This is a genomic window from Maribacter sp. Asnod2-G09 (assembly GCF_045063795.1).
Classification (GTDB): Bacteria; Bacteroidota; Bacteroidia; order Flavobacteriales; family Flavobacteriaceae; genus Maribacter.
This window is the reverse complement of the sequence record NZ_JBEFOA010000005.1, coordinates 166,716-182,554: the sequence shown is the minus strand read 5'-3', so window position 1 is coordinate 182,554 and position 15,839 is coordinate 166,716. Positions and strand designations below refer to the sequence as shown.

The window sequence follows — 15,839 nt, the reverse complement described above, 5'->3', positions numbered from 1 at the left end:
TTTTAATTTAAAATGATAAAAAATGTTGTGCCGACGTCAACTTTACTTTTTGCTGAAATCGAACCGCCCATTGCTACTATTTGGGCTTTGGTCAAAAATAGACCAATGCCTTTTGCATCTGGGTGTTTGTGGAATACTTTGTTAAGTCCAAATAATTTATGACCATTACTTTTCATATCTATTCCTAGCCCATTATCTTCAAATTCTAATGTTATTCTTCCATTTACAGTATTTGAGGTAATTGAGATTTCTGGTACTCTATCTTCGGATCTGTATTTCAGTGAATTACTTACTAAATTAAGAAAAATACTTTCTAAATAGATAGGATTGTATTTTACATTTTTCGCTTTAGAAAAATCACATCTTATGTTGGCATTACTTTCTATTAATTCGGCAGCTAATATTTCTTTGGTTTTTAACAGTGTCTGTTCAAAACAAAGTTCTTGACTTATCTCAACAGCAGAGTGTTTTATTGATATTGTTTCTATTAGCGCGTTTAGCGTTTCTGTCAAATGGTCTATTACGATTTCAAACTTTCCGAAAATTTCTACTTTTTTGCTCTCGTTTTTGGTGCTTTTATATAGCCCCAATAGTGCATTCAAGTTGCTTACCGGAGACCTTAAATTGTGCGATGTAATGTGGTTAAATTCAGCAAGTTGCTTATTCTTTGAGGTTAGGTTTATCGTTGATTTCTCTAAACTTCTATTGGTGTCCAATACTTTTTTCTGAGCTTCAATTTGCTCAGTAATATCTTGACTAGAACCTATAATTTCTATAACGTTGCCCTCTGAGTCTAGTATTACTTCTCCAATTAATTTTATTGATCTAATAGAATTATCATTCTTTAAAATTCTATGATGAAATTTATCAAACTTTTTTGTTTCTATTATTTTTCGGCTAACATCAATTACTTTTTCACGATCAGCTGGGTGAACTCTATTTATATATGTATTGAAATTAAGTTTCGTTTCTTGGTCAAAATCTAAAATTTTCAATAAATTTTCCGATTTCTCCATATCATCATTGACAATGTCCCATTTCCAATAACCAATACTGGAGAGCTGTTCGGCGAAATTTAAAAGTTGATTTTTTTCTAATAAATCTTGCTCTCTTTTAATACGGTCAGTTACATCTTGTGCGGTACCAATTAATTCTATCATTTGGCCATTACTGTCCTTAACTACTTCGGCCATTAGCTCTAAGGATCGAATTGTGTCGTCATTCAAAACAATTCGGTATGATAAAAGAGATTCACTTTTTTGTGTAGCGATTATATGTTCTATATGCTCAACGACCTTTTCAGAATCTTCTGGATGTATTCTTGATAAGAATAAATCCATATCTATTGATAAACCTAATTCAAGGTCATAGAGTTTATAAAGATTGTCTGACCATTTTGATACGTCTGTATAGGGGTTCCACTGCCATGATCCCATTGAAGCCATTTCTTCGGTAAAAGAAAGTAGATGGTTTTTTTCTTGAATTTGTTGTTCTGCTTTTATGCGATAGGTAATATCTTGAGAGGTTCCTTTTAATAAAACAATGCTTCCTGCTTTGTCTGTAATTACTTCTCCAATTACTTCTAAGGTTTTGATATCTCCACTTTGAAGTTGAATTCGAAACCTTGTTTCAGTAAATTTTTTGTTACTTAAAATTTCTTGTGTTAATTCTTTTAAGGGGTCTAAATCATCTGGGTGTATTTGGTTGTATATGGTCTGTAAATCTAGTGGTGTTCCTATTTCAATACCGTATAATCTATAATGATTATCTGACCAATTTGCTTTGTTGGTGTTCGGGTTCCACTGCCAAGAACCAATATTCGCTATTTTTTCAGCAAAATTAAACTGTTGGTTTTTTTGTAATAATGCTAGCTCTTTCTTTTTTACCTCGGTTATATCTTGACAAGTACCAGACATTTCTAAAACTTCGCCTTTACTGTCAAGGGTAATTTTACCGACAGATTTTATGATTTTAATGCTGCCATCGTCGAGTTGAATTCTATAGGTGGATTCTTGAAAATCGCCAGTTTTCATCGCTGTTTTCAGGTTGGCGACTACAGCTTTTTTATCTTCTTCATGTACGTAATTAATGTAACTTTCAAAAGTTAAAGGCTCTTGTTTATCGTGACCGTATATAGCATGCAAATTATCGGACCAAAAAACCTCGTTGGTGGGGGTATTCCATTGCCAATAACCTATCATTGCCATCTTTTCAGCAACATTTAGTTGCTGATTTTTTTTTGATAGTTCTAATTCTCTTGACTCATTATCAGTTACATCTAAACATGTGCCTAGTAATTCGTGTAAACCATCATTTTTGTTTTGGGTAACCTTGCCGATAATCTGTATAATTCGTGTGGTGCTGTCACTAAGAATAATTCTATGTGTAAAGTCATAGAATTTATTATCTTGAATAGATTGATCAATTCTTTCTTTTACAAATGCTTGATCATCTGGGTGTATTCTATTGAAGTACGAGCTAAAAGATAGTTGCTCTGTTTTAGGTAAATCGAACATTTCAAAAAGGTTTTCTGACCAAAAAACATCATTTGTTTCGGGTTTATATCTCCAATACCCGATAGTTGTAAGATGCTCGGTAAAATTAAGTAGTTGGTTTTTTTCTAATAATTCGTGTTCGATTTTTACTCTTTTAGAAATATCGCGTGCCGTACCAATTAATACTTTATTATCACTGATATTATTTGATAAAATATCTGCAGAAATTTCTAAATTTCTAATGCTACCATCCTTTGTTATAAGACGATGATTGAAAGTTTGCTTTGTTCCGCTTTCTTGTACCAACTTGAGCATTTTGTCAACGTGGTGCTTATCATCTGGGTGTATGCGATCATATAGCATTTCAAAACTTATGGTTTCATCAGATTCAAAATTTGTGATCTTATAAAGATTGTCTGACCATTTGAATGATCCCGTACTTGGATTTAGTAGCCAAGTACCTGCTTCATTATTGTTTTCGGTTAATTCTAGTTGTTGTTTTTTTTGAATCAGCTCATGTTCTCTCGCTGTGGTTTCTGTAATATTTTGGCAAGTGCCTATAATTTTAATGACCTCGCCATGCGCATTGGTTATAACTTTTCCTATAGATTTAATGGTTTTGATTGTGCCATCTTCTAATGCGATACGATAATTTGAATTAGGAAAATGCTTTGTTTTTAAAGCAAGGTCAAATTTGGCAGCAATTTTCTCTTTATCATCTGTATGCACATAATTTAAAAAGGTGCTAAATGAAACACTACTTTCTAGATCGTGTTCGAAAATATGATATAAATTGTCAGACCAATTTAAAGTTTCTGTGTTGATGTCGTATTTCCACGAGCCGCTATTTGATAATTTCTCAGCGTGTTCTAACTGCTTTTTTAATATATAAGCATCTGTGTTTTTCTCATTAGTGTTGGTGATATCGGTAACGAAGCCATGTAGACTTGTACATTTATTATCATTACTAATTGCATTTGTTGATACGCGAAGAAAGCGAGAATTACCTTTAAGTGTTATAACTTCATATTCCAATTCAAAAGAAATTCCTTCGAATAAAGCCTGAGTGTGTGCTTTTAAAAGGTTTTCTTTTAGAACACCTTCTTTGCAGTTGCCATAAACATTTTCTATATCGGGTGAATATGCTTTTGAAACCTGGTGAATCTCTTTTAGGGCATCGTTCCAATACACCTTATTAGATTTAACTTCAAATTGAAAAACACCTACGTTTTTAATGCTATTGGTGGTAGCATCAATTTGGTCTTTTTGAAGAAGAGTGTTCGCTTTACTCATTTCATTCAAGAGTTTAATAATTAACAAGTGAAAACAAAACGGGGATGGTTTTGAATGTAAAGTTATATTGTAGTTAATTGGCTACAATATAATTAATAAATATTTGATTTGCAGAAGGTTTGTAAGTTAATTGAATTCTTAATTCAGTTATACCAAACATGATATCTTTAATGCCTATCGCATTTAAAATAATATTTTTAGATGGTAATTGGATTTGGTTAGAAGAGAATTGGTTTAATACAGGAGCATCAATTAAGTATAAATACCTTATGATTCTTGTGGTGTAGCTAAAAATGATTTCTGCCTATAATTAGAAGTCTAAATTTTATCTATTCTTCTTCTATTAGAATAGGATTGATTTTCTTTTTAAAATACCTATCTCCTAATAATTGAACTATAAAAATAAGTACAAAAATTACGCGCGCAGTAATTGGTAAAAATGGTGCTAGTATGGCGGCTAAACTCCAAATAATTACCGCATTTAGCGCTCTAAATCTTAACCATTTGCCTATGGTTAGGGTCATGTCTTTATAACCTATTCCTTTTTTTGTAATGTCTCTTACCAGTAAATAATTTAGTATACCTAAGATTACTAGATTGCAGCAATAAAATACAAAAGGCGCTGTACCAAAAAAGTCTATAACATATATAGCAGTTGAAAAGGGTAGAAAAACAACACACAATAGTAGTCCTATATTCAACCATATAAATTTTTCGGTAATTTCTTTGACATACCTAAAAATACGTAGGTGACTTACCCAGTAAATGGCAATAACCATAAAGCTAACAAAGAAGCCTATAAAATTCGGAATGCGATTATATAAAATTACTAAGAAGTCTTTTTTGTAAATTGTTTCTACACTGGGTACATCTATTTCGAGAACTAAAAGTGTCATTGCAATAGAGAAAACCGCATCGCAGAATGACGCTACTCTCTTTTTGTCGTAAATAAATTTATGCATATAATATATTGAGCAATCAATTTAAATAAAACTTATTTAAAAAGATTGCTCAACAAGGTTATATTTACTCAGAGATTCTAAATTAAACCAGCGCGTTCAAGTAATGCCTCAACCTTAGGTTCTGCTCCTCTAAACCTTTTATATAATGTCATTGGGTTTTCGGTACCGCCCTGCGACAATACATTGTCTTTAAACTTAGTTGCAACTTCTTTATTGAAAATACCTTCTTCTTTAAAATAAGCAAAAGCATCTGCATCTAATACTTCTGCCCATTTGTAACTGTAGTAACCAGATGAGTATCCGCCTTGAAAAATATGTGAGAATGCGGTACTCATACACGTTTCGGGTGTTGCTGGGTAAAGACTAGTGTCTTTAAATGCTTCGTCTTCATGTGCTTTTACATTGGTAATGCTTGTTGGATCAATACCATGCCAAGACATATCCAATAATCCGAAACTTAACTGTCGTAGTGTTTGCATACCTTCTTGAAAGGTTGCCGATTCTTTTATTTTCTGTACCAATGCCATCGGTATGGTTTCTCCAGTTTCATAATGCTTTGCAAACAATTCTAATGCTTCTTTTTCATAACACCAGTTTTCTAAAACCTGACTCGGTAATTCTACGAAATCCCAAAAAACAGATGTTCCAGATAGGCTAGGGTAGGTGGTGTTTGCCAGCATACCGTGTAACCCATGTCCAAATTCATGGAATAACGTCGTTACTTCATTAAATGTCAATAAAGATGGTTTGCTTTTAGTTGACGGAGTAAAGTTGCACACGTTAGATATATGCGGACGCACATTTTCGCCGTTTCGCTTCCATTGCGATTTGTATGAAGTCATCCACGCGCCACCTCTTTTGCCAGCTCTTGGGTGAAAATCTGCATAAAAAAGTGATACGAAATTTTTATCGGTATCATAAACCTTATAAGTTTTTACCTCGTCATGATATTTTTCAATGTCATGTACTTCTTCAAATTGTAAGTCGAATAGGTTTTCGGCAACTTTAAAAACGCCGTTAATAACGTTTTCTAATTTAAAATAAGGCTTCAGCTTTTCGTCATCCAAATTAAATAACTCTTGCTTTAATTTTTCAGAATAATAACTGCTATCCCATTTTTCTAAACGGTCAATATTATCTAGTTTTTTGGCGAAATCTTCTAGTTGTTTAAACTCACGCTCTGCAGCTGGCTTCGCTTTTGAAAGCAATTCGTTTAAGAAAGAATGAACTTTCTCTGGTGTCTCTGCCATACGTTCTTCAAGAACGAAGTTGGCGTGTGTTTTATACCCTAAAAGATTGGCTCTCTCAAAACGTAACTTGGCAATATCAAGAACGTTTTCTTGATTATCTAACTTGTCGTTATGAAATGCTCTACTGCCAAATGCCATTGAAAGTTCTTTTCTTAACTCTCTATTCTTGGCATACTTCATAAACGGAATATAGCTTGGGTAGTCTAACGTAATCATCCAACCTTCTTCTTTGCCTTTTGAATGTGCTAACTGAGCAGCAGCTTCCTTTTCACCTTCTGGTAATCCGTCTAAATCAGCTTCATCCGTAAGGTGTAATTGATATTTATTGGTTTCGGCAAGTACGTTTTCGCCAAATGTTAGTTTTAGCTTTGCCAGTTTAGCATCAATCTCACGTAAACGTGTTTTTTTCTCTTCGGATAAATTAGCTCCGTTTCTACTAAAACTCTTGTATTTTTTATCTAAAAGAGTGTTTTGCTCCACAGTAAGGTCCAAATCATCCTTTTGATCATAAACTGCTTTTACTCTTTTGAATAACGCTTCGTTTAATGTAATGTCATTTCCGAATTCTGAAAGTAACGGAGAAACTTCTTGAGCAATTTTCTGAATCTCCTCATTTGTTTCGGCGGAATTCAAATTGAAAAACACGCTTGAAATTCGGTCTAATTTCTGACCTGAAAATTCTAATGCTTCTATTGTGTTTTCAAAAGTTGGAGCCTCTGTATTATTTGTAATGGCATCTATTTCTGCTCGTGCATCTTCTATAGATTGTAAAAATGCTGGCTTAAAATGCTCGTTTTTAATTTGTGAAAAAGGAGCGGTATCGAAAGGGGATAATAATGGATTCATATTTCAAGATCAAGTTCAAGTGTCAAATTCAAGACCACTCAAATAAATTAAAATTAGTTTTACTCGATAATCGAGATTTAAATGCTCCGACGTATCAGTCGAAATCTAAATAAAATTTTCAATTCAATGCTTCACGGCTTGTTCCGAGGTTGTTTATTGACTTTTTACCGTTAACAGCTTTTGCGCCATCGATAACTTTTTGTTTTAAACCTTCTTTGTAAAGAATAATTTTGTCCAAAACACATTTGTCTGAGCTACCAATAATCTGTGCAGCTAAAATTCCTGCATTTTTTGCACCATTAAGTGCGACAGTGGCAACTGGTACACCGCCTGGCATTTGAAGAATAGATAGCACAGAATCCCATCCATCAATAGAATTACTACTTTTTACTGGAACACCAATTACAGGTAACGGAGACATAGAGGCAACCATACCAGGTAAATGAGCGGCACCACCAGCACCGGCAATAATTACAGAATAGCCGTTCGTGTGTGCATTTTTACTGAAATCGAACAATTTTTCTGGTGTTCTGTGGGCAGATACAATATCTACATCTACCTCAATATCAAAACCTTTTAAAATATCTATGGCGTCTTGCATTACGGGCATGTCACTTGTACTACCCATTACTACGGCTACTTTACTCATGTTTTTTATTTTGAAATCACTTGAATTGTTTCCTTTACTTTTTCGGCAATCGCTCTAGCTTTTGCTAAATCATTACTTACGATGGTAACATGTCCCATTTTACGAAATGGTCTTGTTTGTGCTTTTCCGTATATATGCGGAGTAACACCTTCCATCGCTAAAATTTCTTCTATATTTTTATAGACAACATCACCTGTGTAGCCTTCTGCACCTACTAAATTTACCATTACACCAGCAACTTTACTATCGGTTATTCCTAAAGGTAAACCTAGAATACTACGTATATGTTGCTCAAACTGGTTGGTGTAACTAGCCTCAATACTATAGTGCCCGCTATTATGTGGTCTTGGTGCTACTTCGTTCACCAATATTTTATCATCTTCGGTTTGGAACATTTCGACAGCTAACAAACCTGTAAGTCCTATTTTATCCGCTACTTTTAATGCTAGTGCTCTTGCTTTTTCAGCCACTTTTTCATCAATACGAGCAGGACAAATAACGTATTCTACTTGGTTAGCTTCTGGATGAAACTCCATCTCTACAACGGGGTATGTCTTAATTTCTCCTTCAGCATTTCTTGATACGATTACTGCTAATTCGTTTTTAAACGGAATCATAGTTTCTGTAATACACTCACCAGCGGTTAATCCTTTTAAATCGTCTAAACTACGAACAACTTTAACTCCTTGTCCGTCATAACCAAATTGAGCTACTTTCCACACAAATGGAAATTGTAAGCCTCCGTTTTCAATACTATCTTTAATTTCACTCAAGTACGCAAAGCGCTGAAAATCGGCAGTTGGTATTTCGTTATCTACATAAAATAACTTCTGTTTTGCCTTATTTTGAATAATACGTAACGCTTTTGGTTGCGGATATACTTTTACGCCTTCATCCTCTAATTTCTCTAAAGCATCAAGATTTACATTTTCAATTTCTATGGTCAACACATCTACATTTTTACCAAAATTGTAAACGGTGTCAAAATCTAAAAGACTGCCTTGAACGAATTCATTACATGACATTCTACTTGGTGCTTCAGAAGAAGCGTCTAGAACTTTGGTGTAAATATCCCATTTTCGTGTTTCGTACAACATCATTTTACCTAGTTGACCACCACCTAAAATGCCTAATTTAAAACCTGAAGAAAAATAATCCATATAATTGTTGCTTTTGGCAGTTGAGAAAACGCTTTAAGTGCTACAAAAATACGGTTAAATCTTAGAAACCAATTCCTTTCTAATCAAAAACACAAGGCAATACCTTATCTTTGCAAACCTTGATAATTTATGAAAATTGATACAAATTCACGACAAGTTTTTTAAACCTTATCTCAGCGAATCTGAAATTTTACAGGCTGTAAAAACGGTTGCAGATAAAATTGCCGAAGATTATAAAGATGAGACACCCATTTTTGTTGGTGTGTTAAATGGCTCTTTTATGTTCATTTCAGATTTAATGAAAGCTTATAATTATCCATGTGAAGTCTCTTTTGTAAGGTTAAGTTCATACCAAGGCTTAACATCTACGGGCATTGTAGAGACATTGTTAGATGTACCAGAAAATATTGAAGGGCGCAGTGTTATAATTTTAGAAGATATTATTGATACAGGGCGTACCTTGCAGAAATTGGTACATTTATTTTCTAAAACCAAGGTTAAAGAATTTAAAATAGCCAGTCTTTTTTATAAGCCAGATGTATACAAGGGCGAATACGCAATTGACTATTTCGGCTTGGCTATACCCGACAATTTTATTGTTGGTTATGGTCTAGATTATAAAGAACAAGGACGAAATTTAAAAGAAGTATACCAATTAAACCAGAAACATATGATTAATCTTGTACTCTTTGGTAAGCCAGGAGCCGGCAAGGGCACACAAGCACAATTTCTAAAAGAAAAATATAATTTAAAACATATTTCTACCGGAGATGTTTTTAGATTCAATATCAAAAACGGAACGGAGCTAGGAACTTTAGCTAAGTCATATATTGATAAAGGGGAGTTGGTGCCAGATGAGGTGACTATTAAAATGTTGCAAGAAGAAGTGGAGAAGAACGCTGATGCTGACGGATTCATTTTTGACGGTTTCCCTAGAACTGCTGCACAAGCCGAAGCTCTTGATAATTTCTTAGAATCTAAAGATATGGGCATCAATGCAACTATCGCTTTAGAGGCAAATGACGAAATTTTAATTGATCGTCTTTTAGAAAGAGGTAAAGTAAGTGGTAGAACAGATGATCAAGATGTAGCTAAAATTAGAAATCGTTTTGATGAGTACAATGCAAAAACTACTCCTGTAAAAGAATTTTACGAGGCTCAAGGTAAGTTTCATAGCGTAAATGGTATTGGCTCAATAGCTGATATTACCGAACGCCTAACTGAAGTAATCGAAGGCTTAAAATAATATCGATTTTTTATGGCAACTTGTTTGCTGTAATTTTTTGAACTGAAAGAATAACAATGACCGAAGGTAATTTTGTAGACTACGTAAAAGTGGGTTTGACTTCTGGTAAAGGAGGCAAGGGATCTGTGCATTTGCACCGTGAAAAATTTATTACCAAAGGTGGTCCTGATGGTGGTGATGGTGGTCGTGGCGGACATATAATTGTTCGTGGTAACGAGAACCTTTGGACCTTGATTAATTTTAAATACACAAAACATTTTAAAGCCGGTCATGGTGCCCACGGTAGTAAAAGCCGTAGTACTGGGGCAGATGGTGAAGATGTGTATTTAGATGTGCCATTAGGTACGGTAGTTAAAGATTTTGAGACCAAAGAAGTTCTTTTCGAAATCACCGAGCATGGTGAAAAAGTAATTCTACTGAAAGGCGGTATGGGTGGTCGTGGTAACTGGCATTTTAGAACGTCTACAAACCAAACACCTAGATACGCACAACCTGGTATGGACGGTCTAGAAGGTGAGTTTCTTTTAGAGCTTAAAGTATTGGCAGATGTAGGTCTTGTTGGTTTCCCTAATGCAGGTAAGTCTACCTTATTATCTGTGATAACTTCAGCGAAACCAAAAATTGCCGATTACGAGTTTACAACCTTGAAACCTAATTTGGGTATTGTTGAATACCGAGATTTTAAGAGTTTCGTTATGGCAGATATACCTGGTATTATTGAAGGTGCAGCTGAGGGTAAAGGTTTAGGTCATTACTTTTTGAGACATATAGAGCGTAATGCCAATTTGTTGTTTTTAATTCCTGCAGATAGTAAAGATATCAGCAAAGAATATGAAATCTTATTAGATGAGTTACGTCGTTACAATCCTGAACTGTTAGACAAAGAGCGTCTAATCTGTATTTCTAAAAGTGATATGCTTGATGATGAATTGATGGATGAAATGCGAGCAGAACTGAATGAAGATTTAAAAGGTACGCCTTTCATGTTTATATCATCTGTTGCGCATATGGGTATTGTAGAATTAAAAGATAAGCTTTGGGCAATGCTTAACGCTTAGTCGAATACCTTCTTTAAATTAGACTTTACTCTTTATTTTTCTTTAATTTTAAGAAAATACATTGTCATGAGAATTTTCCTTTTTAGTGTTGTATTGATTGTTTTAACTTCTTGCGGATCAGCGAGGGTTAATTATGATTACGATGATCAGACCGATTTTACATCGTATGCTACCTATAACTATTTTGGTGATATGGAAACTGGTCTAAGTGAATTGGACGAAAAAAGGTTAATGGATGCCATGGATACTACTTTAGGCGAAAAAGGATTTATGTTCGCTGAAGAGCCAGATATGTTTATTAATATTAAGAGTACCGTCTTTAAAGCACAATCTGCAAACAACGTAGGCGTTGGTCTTGGAGGTGGTAACAGAGGAATTGGTGGCGGAGTGTCCATTGGTATTCCGGTAGGTGGTCCAAAAATGACCAGAGAACTTCAAATCGATTTTGTCGATTCTAATAAAGATATGTTGATTTGGCAAGCCATTAGCGAAAGTCCGTTTCGAGAGGGAGATACGCCTCAAGAAAAATCAGAAAAACTACAAGCCGTAGTCGATAAGATATTCAGTAAATATCCGCCAGAATAGCGTTATTTTACTTTAATGACATAAGTAGCAATCAGTTGGTCTTCGACTGAAATATGAACATCGTACAGCCCTTTCTTTTCAAAATGTTGTACTAGATTTATTTCTCCTTCTTTCTTTATAGTATTCGGATTCCCATTTTTTTGATTCCCACCTTTGTTCAGCAATAGCTGGGTATTTCCAATAAAATCTTTTGGTACTTGTAGTGCAAAAGTAACCGACGTTCCTTTTTGAATAGTGTTATGCATTGCTGCTGGGGCAATGGGAATTATCGGTGCTAAAAAAGCTTCTTTGTAAATAACTGGTCCCGCAATAAAAGCATCTAAGTTTTCCTTATTTACGGGTTGACTTTCTTCTTTTTGTATTGGAAAATGATTTTTAGCAAATAATTCAGCGTTCGCAAGAAAATATCCGTCGAAATAATCTGCTTGAAAAAATGGGGTGCCATTAACAATAATAGTTTCTCCGGCAGACCAAGTAGCATCACACAGATACCATTTGTCATTTATCTCAATTCTGTTCCAAGAATGATTGGGTGCGCTATCTTCCTCTAATAGTAAAGTAGGTGTGCGTCCGTAGCCATCAACAATATCACAATTGAATCCTGCTAAATTTGCCATTTCTTTCACTAAGTATGCATACCCGGTACAGGCAGTTTTTCGATCTTCTAACAAGCTTTTAAAGACTTTAGGCGTAATGCTTGTATTCCAATCTAAAAAGGCTTGCCGGTCTTTAGCAAACCTTTTTCTCTTGGTGCTTATTTTTACATAAGAAGAGTAATCATTGGCGATGTTAGAACTGATCCAGGTATAAATTGCCCTAAATTTTTCAACATCGGTTTTTAATGATGTAGTTAAATTATGGGTTAGTATCGGTAAGTTATTTAAGCTTGCATCTTTATAATAATGAGCAATGCTGTCCGCTTTTGTAAAATCAATTTCTTGAAAATCTGAGCGTTGAGCGAAGCTCGTTATTGAAAATAAGAGCGTTAATAGTAGGGTGAAAATCTTCATTATTTAAAAATATCTCCAATCTTTTGAAAAATATTTCTTTTGCTTGAGTACGTACCTTCAATTACGATATCGCCCATTAAAACCATATCATATTCATCAAATGTTATATTAATGTCTATGTTAGAATTTCCGTTTGCTGCTACTTTGTAGGTTTTGGTTTCATAACCTATAAAACTAAGTACTAGAATATCATTTTCTGCTAATTGTTGCGGAAATTCAAACTTACCATCAAAATCTGTTTGGGTACCTACTGTTGTTCCTTTCAAAACTACATTTACACCAGGTAAAGGTGCATTTGCTTCGTCAACAATAGTGCCCGTCAAAGTGTATTTTTCTTGTACAACTTGCACTTTGCCTACAACACCTTCCAATGAAGATACCAATTCAATAGTTGGCTCTACACTCGCAGTCTCTTGACCTTTAACTTCAGTGGCACAAAGTGCCAATAAAGAAAAACTCATCATTGCTATTCCTTTATGTAACATAGAATTTGTCATAGAATGTATAGAATTAGTTTCATATGTTTTTAGTTGCGATGCCTTGAACATTCCACAAGCTTTCTTATTTCCGCTGCTTAAATAATTTATAAGCTCATTATCTGAGAAGTTGGTAAAATCAATAACCTCTTTTTCGCAGCTCTGGCAGAAACCACCTTTTTCAGTTTTACTAAAATTACTAAATTTTTCTTTGCATGGTTCTTTTACGTCAATTGTTAATGTGCTTTTCATAATATTTGGTTTTAGTTTCTATACCTCTAAAGTATAATGGAACTAGGGTTTATGAAATGACTAATGAGTGAAGCGGTACTTTCAATGAGTTAACAAGATGTTGTTATGTTTTTTGACGGATTTTATAACCGGTAAATAGCTTAATTTCAAATGTTAATGTTCTAAATTGATAGTGAAATAAACTTGCTGAAAATAAAATCCTGTTATTTTTGTAACAAAACTCAAAACGAGCGTCCTATAGGTCGACACGTTTAAAACTAACTCACAAATGAAAAAGATTTATTTACTAGCTGCCGGTTTGGTAGCACTAGCTTCATGTAAAGAGGAAGCTAAACCTACTGCTGAAGTAGAAAAAATACCTGGTATCGTTCTAGCGAATATGGATACCACACAAAACCCAAAATCAGATTTTTACAATTATGTAAACGGAAACTGGATGAAGTTTACCGAGATACCTGATGATCGAACAAGTTGGGGTGGTTTCAGTGTACTTCGTAAATCTACAGATGACGATGTATTGAAAATTTTAGCAATGGCTAAAGAAGGTGGTAACTACGCTGCAGATACCGATCAGGCTAAAGCGTTGGCAATCTTTGATACAAAGTTAGATACCGCTGCTAGAAACAAGGCAGGTATTGCCCCGTTGGAATCAGCTTTTGAGGCGATTGCATCTGTTAAGAATTTAAAAGATCTTCAAACAGTATTGGCAACCAATGCCGCTGTGTCTTCTCCATTTCTGAATATTGGTGCTGGTGCAGATTTAAATAACAGTAGCATGAATGCTGTGTATTTAGGTGCTAACGGATTAGGTTTGCCTGATCGCGATTTCTATTTAGAAGAAGATGAGAAATCTGTAGAAATACGTGAAGAGTACAAAAAGCACGTATCTAAAATGTTACAAAGGTTAGGTGATTCTGAAGCTGATGCAACAAAAGCTGCAGATAAAATTTTAGCTTTAGAAACACAATTGGCAGAACCACGTTTAAATAAAGTGGAGCGTAGAGATGCCAGAAACTATAACAACCCTAGAACTATTGCTGAGGTTGATAAAATGATGTCTACTATCGACATGAAGAAACTTATTTCTGATTTAGGGATTACTAAAAAGTTCGATACGCTGTTGGTTACACAACTAAGATATACCGAAGCTTTAGACAAGTTCTTAAAAACAACACCTATCGAGGATATCAAAACTTTGGTTAGATGGGATACCTTTAATAGTGCTGCCGGAAAATTAACAACTGAAATTGAAACTGCAGATTGGGAATTTTATAGCAAATACCTTAGAGGGGCAAAAGAACAACGTGCTGCAGATGAGCGTGCATTGGCAACCGTAAACGGTACAGTTGGTGAAGCTTTAGGTCAGTTGTATGTTGATGCTAAATTTCCGCCAGAAGCAAAGGCTAAAGCTGAATTAATGATTGCGAACGTAATAGATGCTTTTAAAGAACGTATTTCTGTTTTAGATTGGATGAGCGATTCTACAAAAACAAAAGCTATTGAAAAGTTAGATAAATTTACCGTTAAGATTGCTTACCCAAATAAGTGGGAAGATTATTCTACTATGGAAGTTTCTGCAGACAAGTCTTATTTTGATAATATGACAGCAGTGAACAAATGGGGAGAATTGAAGAACTACTCTGAAATTGGTGAGCCTGTTGATAAAACAGAATGGGGAATGTCTCCACAGACTGTAAATGCATATTTCAATCCGTTAAATAACGAGATTGTTTTTCCTGCTGCAATTTTACAACCACCTTTCTATAACTATACTGCTGATGAAGCTGTAAATTATGGTGGTATTGGTGCTGTTATCGGTCATGAGATTTCTCATGCTTTTGATGATAGTGGTTCTCGTTTTGATGCTGATGGAAATTTGAAGAACTGGTGGACAGATGCTGATTTAGCTGCATTTACTGAAAGAGCTGATGCTTTAGCGGTACAGTATGATAGCGTAATGGTATTGCCAGAAGTTTATGTAAACGGTAAATTCACTTTAGGTGAGAATATAGGTGACTTAGGCGGATTGCTAGGTGCTTATGACGGACTTCAGAAATACTACGCTGAAAACGGTCGTCCTGAAGATATTGATGGTTTTACTGCTGAGCAACGTTTCTTTATGTCTTGGGCTACAGTTTGGAGAACAAAGAGTAGAGATGAAGCTTTGAGAACTCAGATCAAAACCGATCCACACTCTCCAGGTATGGTTAGAGCAACACAACCTTTGTTGAACATTCAAGAATTTTACGATGCCTTTGATATTAAAGAAGGTGATGCTATGTATTTAGCTCCTGAAAAGAGAGTTAGTATTTGGTAAGCTAATTTTTTAGTAAAAGACGAAAGGGCGCTACATTGTAGCGCCCTTTTTTTATTTCATTACGTCTTTGCGAGGAGCTTTTCGCGACGTGGCAATCTGTTTGCCAAGAGTAGTGGCTGAGTTATTAGTCAGCCCATAAGCAGATTACTGCACTACGTTCGTAATGACGTAAGTTAATTTTAAAACGTCATTGCGAGGAGCTTTTCGCGACGTGGCAATCTGTATGTTATTAGTAGGTTG

The 15,839-nt window shown here is 34.8% G+C and carries 11 protein-coding genes; 4 read left to right on the top strand and 7 right to left on the bottom strand.

Features of this window, described 5'->3' with window-relative positions; genetic code table 11:
• Window positions 1–2: 2 nt before the first annotated feature.
• The 5 genes from ACJJVT_RS12965 to ACJJVT_RS12945 form a co-directional block, all read right to left on the bottom strand.
• The gene (locus ACJJVT_RS12965; RefSeq protein ID WP_405399243.1) at window positions 3–3,788 is read right to left on the bottom strand and encodes a PAS domain-containing protein; all 3,786 of its coding nucleotides are present in this window, start codon (window positions 3,786–3,788) and stop codon (window positions 3–5) included.
• Window positions 3,789–4,117: 329 nt separating this feature from the next.
• Window positions 4,118–4,750 (bottom strand): TMEM175 family protein, encoded by a 633-nt coding sequence (locus ACJJVT_RS12960; protein ID WP_405399241.1) that lies wholly within the window; start codon window positions 4,748–4,750, stop codon window positions 4,118–4,120.
• A gap of 77 nt (window positions 4,751–4,827) precedes the next feature.
• Complete coding sequence (locus ACJJVT_RS12955) at window positions 4,828–6,846, bottom strand: M3 family metallopeptidase (protein WP_405399239.1); 2,019 nt, start codon at window positions 6,844–6,846, stop codon at window positions 4,828–4,830.
• A 118-nt stretch (window positions 6,847–6,964) separates the two neighbouring features.
• On the bottom strand, window positions 6,965–7,495 hold the full coding sequence (purE, locus tag ACJJVT_RS12950; protein ID WP_405399237.1) for a 5-(carboxyamino)imidazole ribonucleotide mutase: 531 nt from the start codon (window positions 7,493–7,495) through the stop codon (window positions 6,965–6,967).
• A gap of 5 nt (window positions 7,496–7,500) precedes the next feature.
• Complete coding sequence (locus ACJJVT_RS12945) at window positions 7,501–8,655, bottom strand: 5-(carboxyamino)imidazole ribonucleotide synthase (protein WP_405399235.1); 1,155 nt, start codon at window positions 8,653–8,655, stop codon at window positions 7,501–7,503.
• 136 nt (window positions 8,656–8,791) lie between these two features.
• Here ACJJVT_RS12945 and ACJJVT_RS12940 point away from each other — a divergent pair, with 136 nt between their 5' ends.
• From ACJJVT_RS12940 to ACJJVT_RS12930, 3 genes are all read left to right on the top strand, one after another.
• A complete protein-coding gene (locus ACJJVT_RS12940; protein WP_405399233.1) occupies window positions 8,792–9,901 on the top strand; it encodes an adenylate kinase in 1,110 nt (369 codons plus the stop codon).
• Window positions 9,902–9,957: 56 nt separating this feature from the next.
• Window positions 9,958–10,959 (top strand): GTPase ObgE, encoded by a 1,002-nt coding sequence (gene obgE / locus ACJJVT_RS12935; RefSeq protein WP_405399231.1) that lies wholly within the window; start codon window positions 9,958–9,960, stop codon window positions 10,957–10,959.
• A 66-nt stretch (window positions 10,960–11,025) separates the two neighbouring features.
• On the top strand, window positions 11,026–11,544 hold the full coding sequence (locus tag ACJJVT_RS12930; protein ID WP_405399229.1) for a DUF4136 domain-containing protein: 519 nt from the start codon (window positions 11,026–11,028) through the stop codon (window positions 11,542–11,544).
• 2 nt (window positions 11,545–11,546) lie between these two features.
• On the opposite strand, the gene ACJJVT_RS12925 is transcribed toward ACJJVT_RS12930, so the two are convergent.
• Both ACJJVT_RS12925 and ACJJVT_RS12920 read right to left on the bottom strand, forming a co-directional pair.
• On the bottom strand, window positions 11,547–12,554 hold the full coding sequence (locus ACJJVT_RS12925; protein ID WP_405399227.1) for a transglutaminase domain-containing protein: 1,008 nt from the start codon (window positions 12,552–12,554) through the stop codon (window positions 11,547–11,549).
• Window positions 12,554–13,282: a carboxypeptidase-like regulatory domain-containing protein gene (locus ACJJVT_RS12920; protein ID WP_405399225.1), complete on the bottom strand. Its 729-nt coding sequence runs from the start codon at window positions 13,280–13,282 to the stop codon at window positions 12,554–12,556. The genes ACJJVT_RS12925 and ACJJVT_RS12920 overlap by 1 nt, the downstream gene beginning before the upstream one ends.
• Window positions 13,283–13,550: 268 nt before the next feature.
• On the opposite strand from ACJJVT_RS12920, the gene ACJJVT_RS12915 reads away from it, so the two are divergent.
• The gene (locus ACJJVT_RS12915; protein WP_405399223.1) at window positions 13,551–15,599 is read left to right on the top strand and encodes a M13 family metallopeptidase; all 2,049 of its coding nucleotides are present in this window, start codon (window positions 13,551–13,553) and stop codon (window positions 15,597–15,599) included.
• The last annotated feature ends 240 nt before the right edge of the window (window positions 15,600–15,839 follow it).

Bases quoted from the DNA above. Each gene is read 5' to 3' on its own strand.
- ACJJVT_RS12965 (WP_405399243.1), bottom strand. From the start codon at position 3,788: ATGAGTAAAGCGAACACTCTTCTTCAAAAAGACCAAATTGATGCTACC.
- ACJJVT_RS12960 (WP_405399241.1), bottom strand. From the start codon at position 4,750: ATGCATAAATTTATTTACGACAAAAAGAGAGTAGCGTCATTCTGCGAT.
- ACJJVT_RS12955 (WP_405399239.1), bottom strand. From the start codon at position 6,846: ATGAATCCATTATTATCCCCTTTCGATACCGCTCCTTTTTCACAAATT.
- purE (WP_405399237.1), bottom strand. From the start codon at position 7,495: ATGAGTAAAGTAGCCGTAGTAATGGGTAGTACAAGTGACATGCCCGTA.
- ACJJVT_RS12945 (WP_405399235.1), bottom strand. From the start codon at position 8,655: ATGGATTATTTTTCTTCAGGTTTTAAATTAGGCATTTTAGGTGGTGGT.
- obgE (WP_405399231.1), top strand. From the start codon at position 9,958: ATGACCGAAGGTAATTTTGTAGACTACGTAAAAGTGGGTTTGACTTCT.
- ACJJVT_RS12930 (WP_405399229.1), top strand. From the start codon at position 11,026: ATGAGAATTTTCCTTTTTAGTGTTGTATTGATTGTTTTAACTTCTTGC.
- ACJJVT_RS12925 (WP_405399227.1), bottom strand. From the start codon at position 12,554: ATGAAGATTTTCACCCTACTATTAACGCTCTTATTTTCAATAACGAGC.
- ACJJVT_RS12920 (WP_405399225.1), bottom strand. From the start codon at position 13,282: ATGAAAAGCACATTAACAATTGACGTAAAAGAACCATGCAAAGAAAAA.
- ACJJVT_RS12915 (WP_405399223.1), top strand. From the start codon at position 13,551: ATGAAAAAGATTTATTTACTAGCTGCCGGTTTGGTAGCACTAGCTTCA.